General features: G+C 51.9%; 18 protein-coding genes and 1 pseudogene. 18 read left to right on the top strand and 1 reads right to left on the bottom strand.

Going from position 1 to position 21537, the window contains the following annotated elements; genetic code table 11:
• Positions 1-546 precede the first annotated feature (546 nt).
• From coxB to KI367_RS22695, 16 genes and pseudogenes are all read left to right on the top strand, one after another.
• On the top strand, positions 547-1590 hold the full coding sequence (gene coxB, locus KI367_RS22620) for a cytochrome c oxidase subunit II (RefSeq protein WP_036708780.1): 1044 nt from the start codon (positions 547-549) through the stop codon (positions 1588-1590).
• 80 nt (positions 1591-1670) lie between these two features.
• Entirely contained in the window at positions 1671-3521 is a 1851-nt protein-coding gene (gene ctaD / locus KI367_RS22625) for a cytochrome c oxidase subunit I (RefSeq protein WP_052146912.1), read from the top strand.
• Positions 3518-4135, top strand: coding sequence for a cytochrome (ubi)quinol oxidase subunit III (locus tag KI367_RS22630; protein WP_036708785.1), 618 nt, complete (start codon positions 3518-3520; stop codon positions 4133-4135). Before ctaD ends, KI367_RS22630 begins: the two co-directional genes overlap by 4 nt.
• 3 nt (positions 4136-4138) lie before the next feature.
• Positions 4139-4459, top strand: coding sequence for a cytochrome C oxidase subunit IV family protein (locus KI367_RS22635; RefSeq protein WP_212952253.1), 321 nt, complete (start codon positions 4139-4141; stop codon positions 4457-4459).
• 101 nt (positions 4460-4560) lie between these two features.
• A complete protein-coding gene (gene ctaG, locus KI367_RS22640) occupies positions 4561-5469 on the top strand; it encodes a cytochrome c oxidase assembly factor CtaG (protein ID WP_036708789.1) in 909 nt (302 codons plus the stop codon).
• Between the two features lie 33 nt (positions 5470-5502).
• Positions 5503-5967, top strand: coding sequence for a DUF420 domain-containing protein (locus KI367_RS22645; protein ID WP_036708792.1), 465 nt, complete (start codon positions 5503-5505; stop codon positions 5965-5967).
• Between the two features lie 367 nt (positions 5968-6334).
• Positions 6335-7153: a DUF4850 domain-containing protein gene (locus tag KI367_RS22650; RefSeq protein WP_212952254.1), complete on the top strand. Its 819-nt coding sequence runs from the start codon at positions 6335-6337 to the stop codon at positions 7151-7153.
• Between the two features lie 245 nt (positions 7154-7398).
• On the top strand, positions 7399-8118 hold the full coding sequence (locus KI367_RS22655; protein ID WP_052146905.1) for a hypothetical protein: 720 nt from the start codon (positions 7399-7401) through the stop codon (positions 8116-8118).
• A gap of 95 nt (positions 8119-8213) precedes the next feature.
• Positions 8214-8624, top strand: coding sequence for a GntR family transcriptional regulator (locus KI367_RS22660; protein WP_036708802.1), 411 nt, complete (start codon positions 8214-8216; stop codon positions 8622-8624).
• Entirely contained in the window at positions 8624-9538 is a 915-nt protein-coding gene (locus KI367_RS22665) for an ATP-binding cassette domain-containing protein (protein ID WP_212952255.1), read from the top strand. Before KI367_RS22660 ends, KI367_RS22665 begins: the two co-directional genes overlap by 1 nt.
• A 4-nt stretch (positions 9539-9542) precedes the next feature.
• Positions 9543-10445, top strand: coding sequence for an ABC transporter ATP-binding protein (locus KI367_RS22670; protein ID WP_212952256.1), 903 nt, complete (start codon positions 9543-9545; stop codon positions 10443-10445).
• Positions 10438-11730: an ABC transporter permease gene (locus KI367_RS22675; protein WP_212952257.1), complete on the top strand. Its 1293-nt coding sequence runs from the start codon at positions 10438-10440 to the stop codon at positions 11728-11730. The genes KI367_RS22670 and KI367_RS22675 overlap by 8 nt, the downstream gene beginning before the upstream one ends.
• 41 nt (positions 11731-11771) lie before the next feature.
• Positions 11772-12986 (top strand): TraB/GumN family protein, encoded by a 1215-nt coding sequence (locus tag KI367_RS22680; protein WP_212952258.1) that lies wholly within the window; start codon positions 11772-11774, stop codon positions 12984-12986.
• A gap of 528 nt (positions 12987-13514) precedes the next feature.
• The gene (locus KI367_RS22685; protein WP_212952259.1) at positions 13515-15053 is read left to right on the top strand and encodes a spore germination protein; all 1539 of its coding nucleotides are present in this window, start codon (positions 13515-13517) and stop codon (positions 15051-15053) included.
• 28 nt (positions 15054-15081) lie between these two features.
• Positions 15082-16171, top strand: a pseudogene (locus KI367_RS22690) (spore germination protein).
• Entirely contained in the window at positions 16168-17370 is a 1203-nt protein-coding gene (locus KI367_RS22695) for a Ger(x)C family spore germination protein (RefSeq protein WP_036708815.1), read from the top strand. Before KI367_RS22690 ends, KI367_RS22695 begins: the two are co-directional and overlap by 4 nt.
• Before the next feature lie 214 nt (positions 17371-17584).
• On the opposite strand, the gene KI367_RS22700 is transcribed toward KI367_RS22695, so the two are convergent.
• Positions 17585-19072: an alpha/beta hydrolase family protein gene (locus tag KI367_RS22700; protein ID WP_036708833.1), complete on the bottom strand. Its 1488-nt coding sequence runs from the start codon at positions 19070-19072 to the stop codon at positions 17585-17587.
• A 187-nt stretch (positions 19073-19259) separates the two neighbouring features.
• On the opposite strand from KI367_RS22700, the gene KI367_RS22705 reads away from it, so the two are divergent.
• Together KI367_RS22705 and KI367_RS22710 are read left to right on the top strand one after the other, a co-directional pair.
• Entirely contained in the window at positions 19260-19997 is a 738-nt protein-coding gene (locus KI367_RS22705) for a response regulator transcription factor (protein WP_036708931.1), read from the top strand.
• Positions 19994-21442 (top strand): sensor histidine kinase, encoded by a 1449-nt coding sequence (locus KI367_RS22710; RefSeq protein ID WP_212952260.1) that lies wholly within the window; start codon positions 19994-19996, stop codon positions 21440-21442. Before KI367_RS22705 ends, KI367_RS22710 begins: the two co-directional genes overlap by 4 nt.
• The last annotated feature ends 95 nt before the right edge of the window (positions 21443-21537 follow it).

Raw genomic sequence — 21537 nt, forward strand, 5'->3', positions numbered from 1 at the left:
AAGTGAAAGAGACAAATTACACTGAGCCTGAACAATTTATTGTCAGGCTAGCGTCTTTAGGCGCAGTTTGGCAACAGGGGGTTATACCCCAAGTGCAAACCACCCGTTGGACGGGTGGTTATGATTGCCGCCGAAAGCCCGAGGCTCGGCTTGCCAAAGCCTGAAACAACGGCAACGCATTCGACGCGGATGTTGAATTTTGACGATTTGGTGACGGTTTGATGGACGAATCCGGAGGAAAAGTGAATGAAAAGAGGGAAAAATGGGTATACGAAAAGGGAATAACATGGTTGCAAACGGAAGGGGGAAAGGGGCCGCGCAGCGTGTCCGAAAACGATTGCAAATGCTTGCGTGGCGCGACTTTCAGCACTTTTCGAACAATTTGTGAACTAGGTCAGAATCATTGACAAAATATTACCTTAAACTTATATTAAATAGGTGATTGTTTTAGTTGACAGTAGCAATACATCCGTTATAGCGCAGGTATGAGACCGCCTAGTGCCTCTTTGGCGGCGCCTGTGAAAATGTAAAAAGTGGGGTAGATCAATGATGAAACGGTGGCAGGCTGTAAAGCGACTTCTTCCCTTGCTCGCAGTGTTTTCTCTGCTTTTAGCCGGGTGCGGCCGCGAGGACTTGTCGGCATTACGACCACAGGGGCCTGTGGCGGAAGGACAGTACGATTTGATGAAGCTTTCAATCACGATCATGATCGTCGTCCTGATCGTCGTATTTGCAATTGCGGTGTACGTTTTGATTAAGTTCCGCAGGAAAAAGGGACAAACGGAAGTGCCGAAACAAGTGGAAGGCAACTTCAAGCTGGAGGTCATTTGGACCGTTATTCCGCTCGTTCTGGTATTCATTCTTGCCGTACCGACCGTGCAAAAGATTTTTGCTTTTGGCGACGATCATTACAATGAGAAGGGTTCCGTGCAGGTAAAAGTAACCGGCCACCAGTACTGGTGGGAGTTCGAATACCCGCAATACGGCGTGAAAACCGCTCAGGAACTGATGATCCCGACGGGCAAAAACATTGCCTTCGAACTGAAGACGGCGGACGTTCTCCACTCCTTCTGGGTACCGTCCTTGTCCGGTAAAATGGACACCAACCCGGATGGAACGATTAACAGATTCAGCTTCAAGACCGACAAAGAAGGCGTTTACCGCGGTAAATGCGCCGAGCTTTGCGGGGCTTCGCACGCGCTGATGGAATTCAAGGTCAAGGCGGTAAGCCCGGATGCGTTTGACAAATGGGTTGCCGCAATGAAAGCGCCTGCGGTTCTGCCTAAAGATCAGGCACTGGCCGAAACGTTCAAAAAATCTTGCTTGTCTTGCCATGCTGTAGGTGACCAAGGCGGTCCTGTGGGCCCGAACCTTACCGGCATCGGTTCGCGTGAATCTGTTGCGGGTATCTTGCTGAACGAGGGTCAAGACGGAGGCAAACCGGTGAAGGAAAACCTCAAGGAATGGCTTGAAGATCCGCAAGCCGTCAAACCGGGCAACAAAATGCCAGCTCCAAAAGATTTGGGTCTGACAGACGAACAAATCGATGGCATTGCCGATTACTTGGCTAACTACAAATTGAATTACTAATCGTTATCAACAGCAAGATTTTTTATAAGGGGGTATCAACCTTGGCTCATGCTCATAGTGTCAAGCGCCACAAGGGCTTGATGGATTGGCTGACGACAGTCGACCATAAGAAAATAGCCATTCTTTATTTGCTGGCCGGCGGTTTGTTTTTCGCGATCGGCGGCATCGAAGCGATTCTGATCCGGCTGCAGCTGATTAAGCCGATGAATGATTTCGTTTCGGCGCAAACCTTTAACGAATTGATTACGATGCACGGAACGACGATGATCTTCCTGGGCGTCATGCCTGTCATCTTCGCGCTGATGAACGCGGTAATCCCGCTGCAGATCGGCGCGCGTGACGTCGCGTTTCCGTTTTTGAACTCTCTGGGCTTCTGGACATTCCTGTTCGGCGGCTTGCTCCTTAACCTGAGCTGGATTATGGGTGGAGCTCCAGACGCGGGCTGGACATCATATACCCCGCTTTCGACAAATACTTACAGCACCTCGCATGGCGTCGACTTTTACACCGTCGGCCTTCAGATTGCCGGTCTCGGTACGCTGATCGGGGGCATCAACTTCCTGGCGACCATCATCACGATGCGCGCCCCAGGCATGTCTTTCATGAGAATGCCGATGTTTACATGGACGTCTTTCATCACGTCCGCCATGATCCTGTTTGCATTCCCTGCCATTACGGTAGGTTTGGTATTGCTGTCGTTCGACCGGATTTTGGGAGCGAATTTCTTCGAAGTCGCCAATGGCGGTAACCCCGTTCTTTGGCAGCATATCTTCTGGATCTTTGGCCACCCTGAAGTGTATATCCTCATCCTGCCGGCATTCGGCGTCATTTCCGAGGTTATACCGACATTCTCGCGCAAACGTCTTTTCGGTTACAGCTCGATGGTATTCGCTACGATCCTGATCGCCTTCCTGGGCTTCATGGTTTGGGCGCACCACATGTTTACGACGGGTCTCGGACCGGTTGCGAACGCGCTGTTCTCGATTGCGACGATGCTCATCGCGGTGCCTACGGGCATCAAAATCTTTAACTGGCTGTTCACAATGTGGGGCGGGCAGATCCGTTTCACGAGTCCGAACTTGTTTGCGATCGGATTTATCCCGACATTCGTTATGGGTGGGGTAACAGGCGTGATGCTTGCTTCGGCTCCTGCCGACTTCCAGTTCCATGACACGTATTTCGTCGTCGCTCACTTCCACTACGTTATCGTGGGCGGTCTCGTATCGGGCCTCCTGGCAGGCTTGCATTACTGGTGGCCGAAAATGTTCGGCCGCATGCTGAATGAAACGCTCGGCAAAATTTCTTTCTGGTTCTTTATCATCGGTTTCCATCTGACGTTCTTCGTGCAGCACTTCCTGGGTCTGATGGGGATGCAGCGTCGCGTATTTACGTACCTGCCTAACCAGAATTTCGACACGCTGAACTTGGTAAGTACGATCGGCGCCATCCTGATGGGTATCGGCATTTTGGTCTTCCTGATCAACGCGTTTGCGACTTGGGCGAAACCGAAAGGCGTTGCCAACGATCCTTGGGAAGACGGACGTACGCTCGAATGGACCATCGCGTCTCCGCCTGCGGAATACAACTTCAAGCAAATTCCGCTCGTACGCGGCATCGATGCTTTCTGGAAAGAAAAAATGGCCGGCAACAAGGAAATGACTCCTGCGGAACCGCTGGGTCCGATCCACATGCCGTCGCCAACCATTTTGCCTTTCGTCATGTCCGTCGGCATTTTCATTGCCGGTCTCGGATTCATGTTCAGCAAAGAACAATTCTCGAATTCCTTTATGAGCATGATTTTCAACAACTGGATCGTTGTCATCATCGGTCTGGTCATCACGTTCGGTTCCATGCTGCTTCGTTCCTTGTATGACGATCACGGCTGGCATATCGAAGTAGAAGAGCTGGAGGAAGAGGGGGTAAAAGCATGAGTGCAACGCATACAGAAGGCGCTTTGCCGCACGAACCGGAAAAAGCGACGTTAGAAGGCCGCAATAAAGTACTCGGCTTCTGGCTCTTCCTTGGCGGAGAGGCCGTATTGTTCGGTACCCTGTTCGCGACGTTCCTGGCGCTTCGCAATCAAACGAATGAAGGTCCTACCGCGAGCGAACTTTTCCAACTGCCGATGACGGCGATCACGACGTTGATCCTGCTCGTCAGCAGCTTGACCAGCGTGTTCGCCGTTCAGGCGATGCACCGCCACAAGGTCGGCGCGCTGCGCGGCTGGCTTGCGATTACGGTCCTTTTGGGTCTGGCCTTCCTTTGCCTTGAAATTTACGAATTTGCCGAATACGTCCATGCCGAGAAATTCGGCATGACGACCAGTGCATTCAGTTCGGCGTTTTATACGCTGGTCGGCTTCCACGGCGCACACGTTGCGTTCGGGGTCGTCTGGATTTCCATCCTGATTGGACAGCTCTTTAAAAAAGGTTTGACGGTCGTAACGGCGCCTAAGATTTACGTGTCGGCCATTTACTGGCACTTTATCGACGTCGTTTGGGTATTCATCTTTACGGTCGTTTACCTGCTCGGGAAGGTGGGCTAAGATATGACGACAGAACATCAGGCGAATCGTGGCATCGTGAAACATAGCGAGCGCCACGAGGGGCCTCAAAAGCATATCATCGTTTTCATTTTCTCCATCATTCTGACAGCCATTGCCTTTGCGGCCGTTATGGCGGGCGGAGTGAACGCCGCGTTTACCGTGCTGCTGCTCCTGGTGATGGCCATACTTCAGGTCCTCGTCCAAATGGGTTATTGGATGCACTTGAAGGATCGCGGTCATTTGATTCCGATTATCTTCATGATCGGCGGATTTTTCGTAGCCGGTACGGCGATCGTCACAGCATTGTACTGGGTATGGTGGTAAAATAGATAAAGAGGCGGGCTTTGTTGCCCCCTCTTTTTTTCAATGGAAGGCCATTGTCACAAATTCGACAGAACTGATACCGCTTGAGAGGAGGTTTTCACATGCTGGGGTTAGAATATTTTAGCTTTAGCGAATTGTTTAGTCCGCTGTTTCTGGCGTGTATGCTGCTTGTAACGGCTGCATATTTCGTCGTGATCGGTCCGCTTAGCGAGAGGTTTGCGGGGAGCGAACCCGTCCCTGTAAACAAAAAAATCAGCTTCGTCTGCGGTATGCTGGTGTTATACCTTGCTCAAGGCGGCCCAATCAGTCTGCTCGGACATTTGATGTTTACGTTCCACATGACGACGATGGCATTATCCTATCTGGTGGCGCCGCCGCTGCTTATGATGGGGATACCGGCGTGGTTGTGGAGAGCGATTTTAAAGGTGAATCCGTTCAAAAAGCTGGGATTTTTATCCCGTCCGATCGTCGCCGCGCTCGTATTTAACGGATTGTTTTCGTTTTACCATTTTCCGGCGGTACATGACTACGTCATGCTGCATTTTGCCGTGCACCGTCTATATTATCTGGTGCTGTTCATTGCGGCTATATTGATGTGGTGGACGCTGATCAATCCGCTCCCGGAAAAAGATAAAGCCTCGGGGCTGGCCAAAATCGGTTATATTTTCTTGAACATGGTGCTCCTGACGCCGGCTTGCGGCCTGATCATTTTTTCGGCCAAGCCGATGTACGCCACGTTCAGCGATCCGAACGTATGGGCCGAAGCGATGGGATATTGCGTGTCGGGCGATCCGTCCAAGCTTCTGCAAGCGTTTGGCGGCCCAACCTTTTTTAACATCATGAGCACGAAGGTCGACCAGCAGGTAGGCGGCATCGTCATGAAGTTCATTCAGGAGTTCATTTTCGCCTCGATGTTGGGAAGAGTATTTTTCCGCTGGTATCGGGCCGAAAATAAGGAAGAAGACATTCCGCCTGCCGAGTTTAACGAAGGTTCATTGAATCGGGCGTAAACCGCCCGCTTTTGTGAAGTAAGGAGGATTTCGATGGATTTATATACGCTGCTGCCGACCATCAGCACGTCGTTTATCGTCATCAGCGCGATTTTGGTGGCTATAGGCTGGGCGCTCATTATTCGCGGCAAACGGGAAGCCCATAAAAAAGTGATGATCCTTGGTGCCGTTGCAGCGCTCCTGTTTTTCATCATTTACGTGTCCAGAACGGCATTCGTAGGCAACACGTCTTGGGGCGGCTCGGATGAGCTTCAAGTATACTATCAGATCTTCCTCATCTTCCACATTACCCTAGCGACCGTAGCTGCGGTGTTCGGGATTACGACGCTGGTGCTTGGCTTCAAGGAGAAATTCGCGAAGCACCGGAAATGGGGAAGAGTGACGGCAACCATCTGGTTCATTACCGCCATTACGGGGGTCGTGGTTTATGTCCTGCTGTACGTCTTGTATCCGGGCGGGCATACGAAACCGGTTTGGGACGTTATTTTGGGCGCTTGACCAAGCGAATATGTTCATTCGAGTGAACGGCTTTAAGAAAGACCTTTTCAAGTTGACCTGGAGGTGCTTCGGCATCTGATACATGCAGGCCAAATGAAAAGGTCTTTTTGTTTTTTCTCCCTCATATTAGTATTTGTGCGCTTTTTCGCGGCAACCGGATGATCATGATAAGGGGTGAAAGCATCAAGTCGGACAATTTACAGAAAAATTAAAAAATTGATAACTTTATGGTTCCTCATTACGTCTAAAGAGTATAAGAGTGAAACTCCAAATCACTAAAGAAGGTCCGGGGATCCACATGAAACGTATCGGCAAAACTTCATCGGGGAATATGAGGGGAAGGCTTTACATCTTGGCGGCTGCCGTTATGCTAATCCTGCTTTTTACCACCTCGTTATCAACCCCCGGCTCGATGTCGGCAGACAAGCAGCATGATCAAGAACAAACCGGTCAGCATCCGAAAGACCAGCCCGCTTCGGGCCAAGAAGGCGATTCAAGCCCAGGGCAAGGCGGTCCTGCAAGCACAAGCGAGCAGGCAAGCGTGCAGTGCGGCGTGCTGAAGCTGGATCAACCGGGAGAAGGCATCGGTCAGATTCCGCTGTATTGCATCTCGGGAGCGTTTTACGGCGAAATTACGCCGCCGAATGTTCCGCATAAGGATTTGCCGATATTGCGGGGAACCGCCATTCCGGTTCCTGAATTGGCGCATTGGGGAGCGTTTTTCCTGAACGAAGGCAGCAATCACGGTTATTTGCTTCTGGCTCCGCGCCACTGGAAGGTCGTGACGGCGGATACCGGCATGGACGGCTCGGTCAAAATCGAGCTCCAAGACCCGTCCAACCCCCAAATCCGCATGACGTACCTGGACACGGGATCCTGCGGCGGATGCGCGATTCAAAGGATCGGAAGTTATTTTCCGGGTATGAAGGCATGGGCGGAAGAACAAGGGATGGTCCCGGATCTGCCGGCATTCGAAAACCGTTCGATGCTGAACGAACATGTCGTTCAATATCGCATGCAAAAAGACGCCGAAGCCTATCAGACGTTCGGGGCGGCCTACCGGTTTACAGGGCAGGACCATACCGCTTTTTCGATGCTGGAAATCCAGGCGCCCGAAGCCCAGCTGAAGGTCGTGCAAAACATGCTTGATTTTTTTGCCAAGTATCCGGCTGCATTCGTTTATTGATAAGTGAATCAAGTCCTTGCGCCGCAAGGCCCGAGATCCGTTACTGCGGATCCGGGCCTTTTTTTCGTCCCATAAATTTTTCCAAACTTTTAGCGAAACGGCTATTGCATGAGTGTGCTTCACCCTGTATACTGTGTATAAAGATATATACAGTGAGCACAGTAAACGTGGCATATGCACACCTGAAAAAATGGAACAATTTTAACCTGACGGATAAGTCTTGACGGGAGCGGGGGAGAGCCGTTTTGGAAAACGCGAGAAAGGCTTGGTTCATCATGCAGAAGGACCTGAGATGCGAGAAAAGATATCTGGTTTGGACCGTTGTTTATGCGGTATATATGGCGGTGATGATCGGGATGGCCGTTCGGGGGCAGATGGAAGCGCCGGAATACGTAAGCCCGGTCACGGACGGGATGTTTTTGCTGCTCATTCCGATGCTGGGTTTTTATTTCAGCCGAAGATCCTTCAAATATTTGAGCGAGGATTCGTATACGCAAATGCTGGCGTATTTCCGGGCGCTGCCGATATCGGATCACGTCATTATCAGCTATCGCCTGCTGCAGATGTTTATCGCTTTTAGCATCAATGGCATCGTATTTTTCGGGATCATGTTCTGGACCGCCGAACCGATGCGAAGCGGCATGTCGTTGGCCGGTTATGCGGCTTTTGCGCTGACATGGATCGGTTATGGGCTGGCGATTTCGGGACCTTATATGTATTTTGAATTAGCCAACCACGGCAAAGCGTATTTCAGATCGACGTTGATCCTGTTTGGTGGAGCGATTGCGGCGGCGGTCGTCATTAAAATATGCGGCGGGAACATGCTGCTTTATTCGATCGAGGCGGGGGCCCGGTGGAAGCTGCTTTCCCCTCTAATGTGGGGCATGCTTGCGGCAGCGGCCGCGAGTTTGACGGTGTTCACGAGGTTAACCCGGCTTAAACTGAGAAGCAGAGACTTGGTGTAACCCGACCGGAATAAGGATTGGATTAAAGGCTGACCTCTGGCAGAATTGCCGAAAGCGGCGTACTGACCGGGAAAGCAAGAGGTGAGGTGCGAAAGGTGTGGATTCCAATACAACTGAATGAAAATAGCGCTGAACCGCTTTATCATCAGATCGAATCCCAGTTAAGGTCGCTGATCATCAGCGGGCAAATCAAGGAGGGGACCCTATTGCCGTCCATCAGGGAATTTGCTGGAGGTTTGAACTGCAGCGTCATTACCGTCCGCCGGGTGTATCAGGACCTGGAAAGCGAAGGGCTGCTGCGAACGAAGCAGGGCACCGGAACGTTTGTCGCCAAGGTCGGCGATACGGAACGGGAGACCTTCCGGCGCGAAGCGGTAGAGGAAGCGCTGCGTTCGGCGGTGGATGTCGGCATGTCCGTGAAATACGAAGAGGAAGAGCTGAAGCGGCTGTTTCTGGCCATTTTGCATAAAAAATATCATCCGGAGGAGAAGGAAGGTGAGTCGTAATGGAGCAAACGGCCATCGAAATGAAGGGCGTCGAGAAAAAAATGCGGCAAAAGCTGATCGGCCCCATCAACCTGAAACTGCCTAAAGGATACGTCATCGGATTGATCGGGGAAAACGGTTCGGGCAAAAGCACGCTCATTCATATGATTTTGAAAATCGTCTTTCCCGACCGGGGCGACATTGCCTGGTTCGGCGAAAGTTATCCCCACGAGATTCCGCAGCAGGTGCGGCGCCAAATCGGGTTCGTGTCGGAAAAGTCCAGCGTCGAAGAGGACAATTTGACCGCGGAGGAAGCGGCCGAGTTCCGGGCGGAATGGTATCCGGAGTGGGACCAGACGTATTTTGAGGAGCTGCTCGGAAAATTCAAGGTCCCCAGAAACATCAAGTTGAAAAAAATGTCCAAGGGGGAGCGGCGCAAATACGAAATTTCCGCCGCGCTGGCGCATCGGCCAAAGCTGCTGCTGCTCGACGAACCTTCCTCGGGGCTCGATCCGTTCGCTTGGAAGCTGATGATCGACGAGCTTCGCGAGTACATGGAATCCGGGGAGGCAACCATTTTGCTTTCGACCCATATCGTCGAGGAAGTGAAAAGGCTGGCCGATTACGTCGTGCTCCTGCATCACGGCAAGCTCCACGGCATGGCGGAAAAGGACGGCCTGATGGACAATTGGAAAGAGCTTTGGATCAGCGGCGGCATGGACCTGGCCGAGGATTTGCCCGGCATCATTCAGGTCCAGCAGGAATTCCATGGCGTGGTGCGCATGATTACGACGGAGTGTTTGCAAGCGGAACGGATTTTGCACGACTCGGGCATTTCGGTGTTAAAGACGAGGACGCTTGAGTTGGATGAAATATTAAGCCTGTGGCTAAAAGGCCATCTGCCTGCGGGAATGCAGTCAGGGAAAGGAGATTAAACGCATGGTATCGTTGCAATTGGATCACGTGTTTAAGCAGTATGGGGAAAAAACGGCGGTGAACAACATATCGCTCCAGGTAGAGCAGGGCGAAATCTACGGCCTTTTGGGCGCAAACGGCGCCGGCAAAACGACGACGATGCGGATGGTGCTGGGGCTCATTTATCCGGACGGGGGCGAAATCCGTTACCACGGCAAGCCCTACAGCAATGAACTGACGCGGGTGATGGGATATCTGCCCGAGGAACGGGGCTTGTATCCGAAGATCAAGGTCAGCGAGCAGATCGTTTATCTGGCGCGGCTGCGCGGGATGTCCAAACAGGACGCGGACAAAAGCCTGCGTTATTGGCTCGACCGGTTCGAAGTGCCGGAGTATTACGATAAGCGGATCGAGGAGCTGTCCAAGGGCAATCAGCAAAAAATGGGTTTTATCGCCGCCGTCGTGCACAGACCGCAAATTTTGATTTTGGATGAAGCCTTCAGCGGCCTGGATCCGGTCAACGTGGAACTGCTCAAGGCGACGGTCAAAGAGCTCCGGGACAACGGAACAAGCATTTTGTTCTCCACGCACCGGATGGAACATGTCGAGGAGCTGTGCCGCCGCATCACGATTCTTCATCGCTCTAATACGGTAGTGCAGGGGGATATCAAGGAAATCAAAAGCCGTTACCCGCGGGAAGAGGTCGTGCTGCATACCGTGGGAGAGGTGGAACGGCTGGAATCCATCCCGGGCGTCAAATCGGTGGAACGCAACGAGCGGGGTTACCAGATCAAGATCGGCACGCCGGATACGGCTCAGCTGATTTTGCAGCATGCGATGGCGCAAACGGCCGTTGAACGCTTCGAAATCAAGGAGCCGACGTTGAACCAAATCTTCATTCAAGAGGTGGGTGAATCCAATGAGTAATAATCTGGGGACGATTATCGGTTTTACGTTCAAAAATAAAGTCAAAACGAAATCATTTCTTATTACGACGCTGGTGCTGGCCATTCTGATCACGATCGGGATGAACGTGCCGTATTTCATCAAACAATTCAGCGGCGGGGACGACGGCCCGGATCGAATCGGTCTTTTGACCGGCAGCGGGCAGGCCGTGGCGTCCGAACTGGAAAAGTATGCGGCGGCTTCGGGTAACAAGGATTATACGTTTGTGAAATATGAAGGAAATGCCGAAGAGCCGTTGAAGCAGGACGTGAAGGACGGCAAGCTTGAAGGGTATTTGAAGTTCGAGGAGGATCCGGCCGATTCGTCTTTTCCGAAAGTCGTCTATGCCGGCGAAGGCGGAATGGGGCAAGGGCTGAGCACGTATCTGCAAGGAGCGCTGCAAAACGTCAAAACGGCGATGATCGCCAAGGATGCCTTGACCGCGGAGCAAATCGCGGCCCTGAATAAACCGGTAAGCCTGGATTCGCTTGACTTATCCGAAGAGGCGAAGGCCAATGCCGGAGGGGACACGGAAAAGGAAAGAAACCAGAAAATCATGAATTACGTCACGGTCTATTTTCTCATGATTTTGTTCTTCAGCTCCAATATGATGACGGGCAACATGATCGCCGCGGAAGTCACCGCCGAAAAAAGCTCGCGCATTATGGAAATTCTCATTACGAGCGTGAAACCTCTGAACCAAATGTTCGGCAAAATCATCGGGATTTTCCTGGTAGGGCTTGTTCAAATCGCCGTGTTTGGCGTGGTGGTGGTAGCGAACCTCATGCTGCCGAACAACGTGGGCATGCTTCAGGAGTTCCACCTGAGCCTGACGGATCTCAATATTTCCGTGCTGCTGTATGGTCTGGCGTTCTACATTGTCGGCTACTTCCTGTTTGCGGTGCTGTATGCCGCCGTCGGTTCCATCGTCAGCCGCACCGAAGAGCTGGGGCAGGCGGTCATGCCGATTACGATGCTTGGGCTTGCCGCGTTCTACATCGGCATTTTCAGCATCAGCTCGCCGGGAACGATGCTGATCAAAGTCACGAGCTTCATCCCGTTCACGGCTCCTACCGCGATGCTGGTGCGGATCGGAATGGGCACCGTGCCGACCTGGCAAATTCTGATTTCCCTGGCGCTGCTCGTCGTGTCGATCATCGTGTTCGGCTGGTTGTCGGCCAAGATCTACCGCACCGGCGTCCTGATGTACGGCAAACGTCCGTCGTTCAAAGAGCTTCGCAAAGCCATGAAGGCGTACAAGATTTGAATCTCATCCAAATACTCATTAAATTTTAAGGAGAATCCAACATGAAACATTGGAAACGAATGCTCTTATCCATCACGATCTCGGCGGGACTCATGGCCACGGCCGCGCCTGCCATGGCCGCTCCGCAGCAGCCGGCAGTCAAAGTGAATAACCACGCCGTTCAATATGCCGGAGGCGCGCCGATCATCGAGCAGGGTACCACGTATGTTCCGCTGAAATCGACGCTCCAGGCGATGGATGCCACGCTGACGGGCGCTGCGAATGATACGATTCACGCCGTCGTGAACGGCAAAACGATTACGCTGAAAGGCAAGCTCAAACGGATCAACGGCGTGACGTATGCACCTATTCGGGTGGTTGGCGACGCAACGGGCTACGAAGTTCGCTGGGATGCCAAAACGCGCACGGTGCTGCTCATTTCCAAGGGAACCGAAACCGCCAAGACCGGCGGCAAGGGCTTCATGTGGGAAGTGGAGAACAACGGGAACACGGTGTATTTGGTAGGCTCGATCCATATTGCGGATGACAGCTTTTACCCGCTGCGTCCGGAGTTTGAAGAAGCGTTTGCCGAAGCTGACTATCTTGGCGTCGAGATCGATCTGAGCAAAGCGGCCGGCGAAGCGCAGCAGAAGATGGTCATGGATATGGGCATGTATCAGGACGGAACGACGCTGAAGGATCATATTTCCGGCGAGACGTACGCCAAGCTTGGCAAAATCCTGCAGCAAAGCGGCATGAAGCCGGACGCCTTGGATGCCTTCAAACCTTGGGTCGTCGAAACGACGATCAGCAGCCTGAAATCGGTGAAGGCCGGATACGAAGCGGCTGCAGGGATCGACCTGTATTTCATCCAAAAAGCGATCGAACGCAAAATCCCGGTGGTCGAGCTGGAATCCTACGAATCCCAATTGAGCATGTTCAATGGCTTCTCCAAGGAATTGCAGGAGAAAAACCTGAACAACGCGCTGGACAATTTCGACGTGCTGGATGACGGCGTAGACAAGATGGCCCAGATGTGGAAAACGGGCAATGACGAGCAGCTGCTCGAACTGACCAACAGCATGGCTGCCGAGCCGGAATACAACAAAGCGATGCTGATCGACCGCAACGAGAAAATGGCCGAAAAAATCGACGGATACTTGAAAAACGGCAAAAAAGAAGAGTATTTCATCGTGGTTGGGGCGGCTCATTATTTGGGCGAGCACGGCATCATCAAGCTGCTGCAGGACAAAGGATACGCTGTCGTTCGGAAGTAAACCGCCCCGCAAAAGTTGAGGCCCAAACACCAGGTTTGAAGAAAATGTAGTAAGATGCTTGAACAATTTGCTGCCTAACGGCGGGTTTCGCTTAGATTCATCCTTTGCGCGCCGTGGGTTCCACAGCCTTTTGTCCCCCGAGCCTTTGCCGTTACTAGCCTTTGCCGTTACTGCGGCAAAGGCTCTTTTTAGAAGGGGAGTATGAATCCATCGTGATCCGTTTCGCCTCGCTTTATTTCCCATCCATTCCAATGATCATCCATTTACTCCTGCATAGTCGATGTATGAAGAATAAACGGTTGTGGCTTAGACCATAATGGAATTACAGGGACGCATGCCTAAACGACGCAAATGTTGCCTTGGACAGGGGGCCGACATGTGGAAAATGGTGCTTTTCTACCTTCCGGACTGGAAGGTTTTTATGCAGGGATTCATTGCATTTGTGGTTCCGTATGTCCTCTCAAGGTTTTTTAAATGGATTCATCACTCCAAGGAAGACGAAGGAAAATAACATGGCAGGTATCTACGATGAAACAACATGAGAATAAAGAAAACAACACATGGAATGCTGCCCAAGCCTCATTAGAGCCATTTACGGGGAATTTTGCCTTAGATCTTGAACGGGTGAGAAAAGAAATCGGCCATAATTCGGATGTGCACTTTAGGGAGTTTCAGATCGGAGGCACAGGCATTTGTGCGGCCATCATTTTTGTGGATGGACTGTCGGATAAAGAACTTATCGACAAACACATTATGAAATCGCTGATGATGAGTTTCTCGGAAAACCATCATCAGGAGCCATCTATTGTGCAAGGAGCCGTTTCTAAAGAGTATATTAAAAATCAAGTTCTTACCATTGGTGAAGTAACGGAAGCACGTCATGCAAAAGAGTTGGCGTCCAAGATATTGACGGGTTCGACCGCCCTGTTAATGGACGGCGTGCAGAATGCGCTCATTCTCGGTAGAACCAAAGGGAAGTCGCGCAATATGGAAGAACCGTCATCGGAGCCGTTGGTTCGAGGCCCGCGGTTAGGTTTCACGGAATCGTTAAGAGATAATACCGCCCTTTTACGACAGCAAGGCGGCAACAGCAACTTATCCATCCTCAAGTTTCAAGTAGGAGAGCGTTCAAAAAAAGAACTCGTCATCGCCTATATGAAAGATCTGGCTGATCCTGCTTTGGTGGAAGAGGTCCGGGAAAGAATCAAAAAAATCAATATCGATGATGTGCCGGAATCAGGCTATGTAGAGCAGCTGATCGAGGACAATTACCTCAGTCCTTTTCCGCAGGTACAGAATACGGAGCGCCCCGACCGCGTATACAGTGCCTTGATGGAAGGACGAGTTGCCATCTTGTTGGACGGGACGCCTTTCGCTTTGATAGTTCCGGTTTCATTAAGTATGATGCTGCACTCACCGGAAGACTATTATGATCGTTGGATACCGAGTTTTCTTATCCGCTTATTACGTTATTTTGCAGCTATTATCTCGCTTTTTGGACCCTCTTTGTATATTTCGTTCGTCTCGTTTCACCAAGGGTTGATCCCTACCAAACTGGCCTTGTCCATCATGGGCACGAGGGAAGGGGTACCGTTTCCCGCCATCATCGAAGCGCTGATCATGGAAGTTTCGATCGAAATCCTGCGGGAGGGCGGTCTGCGATTGCCTAGACCTATTGGTCCGGCCATGGGGATCGTTGGCGGATTAGTCATCGGGGAAGCAGCCGTGCAAGCGGGAATCATCAGTCCTATTATGGTGATCGTGGTGGCGCTGACGGCCATTTCTTCCTTTGCCGTCCCTCAATACAGCGCCGGAATTTCGTTTCGCATGCTTCGTTTTGTAGCCATGTTTTTCGCGGCGGTGTATGGATTGTACGGGGTGGTTCTGTTTTTCCTTTTCCTTTGCAGCCATTTAGTGAGGCTGAAGAGTTTTGGCGTTCCCTTTATCACGCCGGTCGTTCCTTATCGAGTAAGTGATTGGAAAGACTTGATGATTCGAATGCCGCTTGTGAAGATGAGACGCTTTCGGAAGGCGATACAAAAGAAAGATTCCATGCGTAAAGGATAGCTCTTTTATGAAAGGAAATAAAACCAGCATGAGTAGTCCAAAAGGTCAAATTACGAATTCGCAAGCGGCGGTTATCCTCGTCAATTACATTCTTGCAGCCGGGATCCTCACCCTCCCCCGAACATCCGTGGAGAAGGTGAAAACACCCGATGTGTGGATCACCGTTATTTTGGGCGGGATCATCGCCATGATCATAGGGCTGATCATCGTGAAATTAAACCAGCGATACCCCGAAAAAACCTTCTATCAATACAGCCAGGAAATTGTGGGGAAATGGATCGGCGGGTTCCTCAGTTTGCTTATTATAGGTTACTTTTTTACTCTTTCTGCATATGAAGTCAGAACGATGGCAGAAGTAACCGGGCTTTTTTTGCTGGAAGGCACCCCCACCTGGGCCATCATCCTTCCTTTTATATGGATAGGTCTTTATCTGATCACAGGCGGAATCAACGCGATCGCCCGTTTGTTTGAAATTATATTCCCTATTACGATCATCATTTTTTTACTGGTTGCCTTTTTGAGTTTAGGCATATTTGAAATAGATAATCTCCGTCCCGTATTGGGATTGGGAGTTGTCCCTACGCTCAAGGGAATCAAGACAACTACGCTCGCTTTTTTTAGGCTCTGAAATTATGCTGCTCCTTGTTGCGTTTATGAAACAGCCGGACAAAGCCGCCAAAGTCGTTTTGGTTGGCGTATTCATCCCTTTGCTTTTTTACGTCATCACCGTTGTCATGGTCATCGGAGCCCTGTCAATCGATGGAGTGGTCATGAGTACGTGGCCTACGCTGGAGCTGATGCGAAGTTTTGAGATCCCCGGTTTGATCTTTGAACGGTTTGAATCTTGGCTGCTTGTCATATGGATTATGCAAATATTCACGACCTTTACGATTACCTACTATGCGGCTGCTTTAGGGATGGCCCAACTCTTCAAAAAAAGGATTCGCCCGTTTGTTTATGGCTTGGTTCCGATTATTTATCTCATTGCCATGGTTCCAAAAGATATCAATGACCTGTTTAAATTCGGGGATATGGTCGGCAATGCCGCGTTATTATTATTTGCCGTACTGCCAGTCATTTTGCTTCTGGTATCGAGCGTGAGAGGTGGAAAAGCTTGAAGCACGTTACGGTACGAAACCTTTTGATTTCGCTGTTGGTTCTTACCCTCTTATCTCTTACAGGATGCTGGAGCAGTAAAGAAATTGAAGATTTGGGCCTGGTTGTAGGCACTTCTTTGGATCTGGACACACAGGAGGAGTCCCGGGAAGAATCTGCGGGACAAGCAGGCGGGCCTCCCCGCCGGGATCGAATTACGATAACCAATCAGTTTGTCACCGCAGAGACGACAGGCAAAGGCACCAAAAACGCTTCTTCACAACCCAAGGCTTATAACAACGTTTCCGAAACAGGAGATGCGATCCTCCCGACCTTACGCAATATGATATTAAGAATCGAAAAGCGCGCCTTTGACGAGCATTCAAAAGTGATTATTATTGGGGGGGATCTTGCACGTACCTTGGATCTGCAAAAGATCTTGGATTTTTTTATTAGGGAACAGGAAATGAGACCAAGCTGCCTCCTTCTCATCGCTCAGAACCGGGCGAGCCAAACGCTGGATTCGAAAAAGCCGATGGAAGTTCCGGCGTTTAAACTGGTTGAAATGACACATGGCCACGGCAGAACCACCAAGATTTTACCACCGGCTACGCTGACCAAGATCGAGGGGAAGCTGCATTCCGGGACCAGCTTTCTTTTGCAAAATGTCGTCTCGTCGGCGAATGGGGACATAAAATTTGAAGGAGCCGCCGTCATTGAAGGGAAAACCAGAAAACTGCGCGGTTTTTTGAATGAAAAAGAATTGGAAGGCTTAACGTGGATAACCGGAGAGGGGAAGGGCGGTTTGGTTAAAAGCGTGGACAAAAAGACAGGTGAGCCCATAATATACGAGGTGTTGTCCATGAAAAGCAAAATTAAGCCCCGCGTTGATGGAAACAACATCTCTTTTAAAATAGAAATCGAGTCTGAAGGAAGAATTGCCGAGCATTGGGTGGTTTCGGAGAAAACCATCGAAACGGACTTCTTGAAAAGAGCGGAAAAAGCGGCCGAAGAAGAGGTGGAGCGTTTAGTAGAGCATGTATTGGATAAAATTCAGCATGAATACAAAACGGACGTTGCCGGCTTCGGAAACAGATTGAGAATTGCGTATCCTCATGTATGGAAGGCAGTCAAAAAAGATTGGGACCAAACCTTTAGCGAGGTTCCGATCCGGTATGAGGTCAACCTAACGATCAAAGATTATGGGACGGCCGATGAATAAGTTGGGTGCTGAAACTGGTGAAGGCCGGGGACGAAGCGGCTGGAAGGATCAGCCTGTATTTCATCCACAAAGCGATCGAACGCAAAACCGGTCCTGCGTTATGCTGCAAAATCCAGATCGGAATTGCACAAACAAAACATATGAGGCTAAAAAAGTACCAAAGCCCCGGGCAGGAATGCCCGGGGCTTCTTTGGTACATGAATACGTTGTGCGGCTATGGCATGGCTACGCCCGGAAGGCGGCCGGCAACCTCCTCGATGGAGGGACCGGGATTTCCCTTGACGTAACGATCGAAAAATGCAACGGTGAGCGCGTTGATCGAAGCTTGCATCTGCCTCGGTTCGGCTCCTTTCGGGTGAAGCAGCGGCGAGAACAGATAAAAATCGGTAAAGCTCATATGGTTCGCGTGGGCAAAAGTGACCGAATACGCCTCGCTCGAGGCAGTGGCCCGTTGGCGTCGTTTCGCGGACTCGTCCCAAAATTGTTCGTAATCCTCCCGGCTGCGGCCGGATTGTTGGATCGCCTGATCCAGCGATTTGTCGAAGACGTCCCGGCTGATGCTCAGTTCCGCGTTCATTTGCAGATAGGGTTTGCCGAAGCCGCCTTCCGGCACGGGCTTGCCGTAAAGCGTGCCGTCCATGTTCAGGGCTGCTTTGACCCGTCCATCCGCCAGCAGCATTTGCGCTGCCGTGGCGCCGCCGAAGGAATGGCCGAACATGCCGACCTTGTTTAGATCGAGCCTGCCGGAAAACATCCCTTTTTGGCTCGGATCGTTCAAACGCTGCAATTGATCCAGCACGAATTTGGCGTCCCGGACCCATAATCTGCTTTTTTCCTCATAAGCATCGAAGCCGGATGCATGTTCAAGCTTGAGCATGGCCGTATGGTCCGGAAAAACGACGGCGGCCGCATCGTAGGCATGGTCGATGCCGACCACGACATATCCGCGGCTGGCGAGCTCCGCCACCTGGAACGTGTTTTGGTTCCGGAAGCCGGTTAATCCGTGGGAAAACAGCAGCACCGGGTAACGTTCCTGTTCCCTGGATGGTTCCGCATTTTGCATCGCATCGGTATGCACGTATTTAAGCTGGCCCAGCAGGAACGGGGGAAGGGTGATCGCCTGGCGCAAGCCGTCCAATATTTCGGGCAGGTGCTCGATGTAGGGGGCCGGCCCCGTTCCGGTACCGGCTTGGGCCGGATACCAGATTTGAATCATGAGCTTACGGCGATCGGCAGGGTCCGCGGTGGCCGTTTCTTCCCTGCTTGGATCTTCAAGCATCATCGTCGTGGTTCCCACCGGGTACGGCCCTTGGGGTTTGACGAAACTGAAGACGGGCAGAAGGGTCGGCAGCGCGACCGACACTCCCGCATATACGAGAAACAGGAACGCCACGATTCCGCGGCGGAGTCCTTTTGCTGCGGCACGCGGTTTTTCCGGCAGCGTATCTGTCCGGGCCTCCGCTTTTCGCGACGGATGCCGGCGGCGCAGGGCCAAGCCTCCGGTGACAAGACTGGCTGCATAGACCGGAAGCATCTGCCAGCGATATCCTTCGGCGATGATTTGAACCAAGCTAAGAACTGCCGTTACGGCGGTGGCCCAGGCATACCCATAAAACGAGCGTCCCCGTTTCCTTGTAACCAGAACGCTGCCGAGAATCAGCGTAAAGTTCGCGATGAATAAGGCAATTTCTCCAATTCGCATGTTTTTCCTCCTGTCTTGGATGTGTATCATCAGCATATCAATCGAGACTGTAGCCCATTTGTAGCCAACCTTACATTATCCTTACAATTGACATTCGTTGCGCATGGGACGATCATAGCAATGTATATTTTTATATGAATAGGGCGGACAAGCCGCCAACATACAAGTGGAGGAAGAAATCATATTGATGCATGAACGAAGAGAGATCGAGGAGCGTACGATTCTTGTCGCGGATGACGAGCCGGAGATCGCGGAGCTGCTGAAACTGTTTCTGGAGCGGGAGCGTTGCCGCGTGATCGTGGCGGGAAACGGGCAGGAGGCATGGAGGATCATTCAGCAGGAACAGGTGGACCTGGCCGTGGTCGATATTATGATGCCGGAGCTGGACGGTTACCAGCTGATCGGGCGGATCCGGGAAAAACATACGATCCCCGTCATCATTTTGTCGGCCAAGGGCGGTGACGTCGATAAGGTGACCGGGCTTGGGATCGGGGCGGACGATTACATCTCCAAACCGTTTAGCCCGATCGAGGTGGTGGCGAGAATCAAAGCCCAGCTTCGCCGTTATTATGAGCTGAAAGGGGCCGGCGGAGACGGTGCTTCGCCGAAGCTTGCCACCGTCTGCGGGCCGCTGAAGCTGGATCACGAAGCCTGCATGCTGTACAAACGGGGCCAAGAGATTGCGCTTGGGCCGCTCGAATATAAGCTGCTCAAGCTTTTGATGGAATCGCCGGGAAGGATATTCACGAAACGCCAAATATACGAAAACGTATGGAACGAGCCTTATCTGGAGGACAGCAACACCGTCATGGTTCAGATCAGCAGGCTGAGGGACAAGCTGGAGGACGACCCGAGGGAACCGCGGTTTCTCGTGACCATTAAAGGGCTGGGATACAAACTGGATCCAAGGGACGTGGCGCCATGAGGAACATGCGAAGCGTCCATGCGGGCTTAATGCTTAACTACGTCCTTTTTTCCGTCATTCTCGGCATCATTGGTTTCATGGTGTACAAAGGCATGTATGATGCGCGGGACCAGTACTTGAACCAAACGCTGCCCATGGTGGAAGCCAGCCATTTGATCCGGGACGATTGGGAAAAGATTCCCTATGAAACCGTTCAATCCTTGGGCGGTTACATTCAGGTGCTGGATTCCGATTTGCGCGTCGTTTTTTCGCGCGGCAGCGGCAAGGAAAAAGCCAAATCCGCTTATACGGAGGAGGAGGTGTACGCGATGTTTTATGACGGAAACCGCTCGGCCTACTATTCTTTGGCGCCTTTCGTTGCGCCTGACGGCCGGCCATACCGGCTGCTTGTCGCGATCCCGGGCGGGGCCGTTCAGAAGGAAAGCCGGTTGGCCAAGACGAACGCCGAAATCACCGGCGTATTTGCCGGTCTTCTGCTGCGGGGTTTGTTGTGGTTCGCCGCCGCGTTTTTGGCAAGCGTATGGCTGTACAGCCGGATCACGGCCAAACGGATTACGAAGCCGCTCGCCGCGGTAACCCGCGGACTCGACCGCATCGCCGAAGGCAGGGAAGACGAGAGGCTTTATTATCGGGCCGACCGGGAGCTGATGGACCTCCAGTTTCGCTTCAACCGCATGGCCGACAGGCTCAAGCAGGCCGAGGCGGCAAAACGGAAGCTTGAAGAAGGGCGCCGCCGGATGATGATGGATATTTCCCATGACCTCAAAACGCCGATTACGACGATCCAAGGTTATGCGGAAGTGCTGCGGCTCGGCATGGAGCAGGACAAAACGCAAAGGTTCGAATTCGCAAACCGCATCTATTTGAAAGCCAAGTTCATCGCTTCGCTTGTCGATGACTTGTTCGAACTGACCAAGCTTGAAAGCTTGGAGCCGGCGTACGAGCGCAGGACCGAAGATTTGGCGGAGCTGTGCCGTACCGCGGCGGCCGATCTATATGATTCGTTCGCGCAAAAAGGCATCGCCTTCGATGTCCGGATTCCGGAAACGCCGGTCAGGGTATGCTGCCACGAGGGGCTGATACGCCGGGCGGTCACGAATTTGTTGGCCAATGCGCTGAAGTACAATACGGAGGGCGCCCGCGTATGGCTATCGCTGGAGGTTACGGCCAAAAACGTTCGGGTGACGGTAGGAGATAACGGGCCGGGGATCGCGGATCAAGTGAAAGAAACCGTGTTCGAGCCGTTCGTTCGAGGCGACCGGGCCCGCCGGAGCGACGGCGGGAGCGGGCTGGGACTATCCATCGCCAAAGGCGCCGTCGAGCGGCATGACGGACGGATTTGGCTCGATCCGGAAGCGAAAGGCACCGTCATCCATATCCTCCTCCCGACTCAAAATTGCACGGAAGCCGCCAAGGTTGAAGGGCGAACGAAAATGACAATTTGAGCCATGCCTACGCACACGCCGGAATGTTCCGGCGTTTTTTTTCATTTCGTACAAACCTTTGGGGACTCCCGCGTATCTAAAAGATATGCCAATGA

Source organism: Paenibacillus cookii (assembly GCF_018333375.1).
In the GTDB taxonomy this organism is placed as follows: Bacteria; Bacillota; Bacilli; order Paenibacillales; family Paenibacillaceae; genus Paenibacillus_AQ; species Paenibacillus_AQ cookii.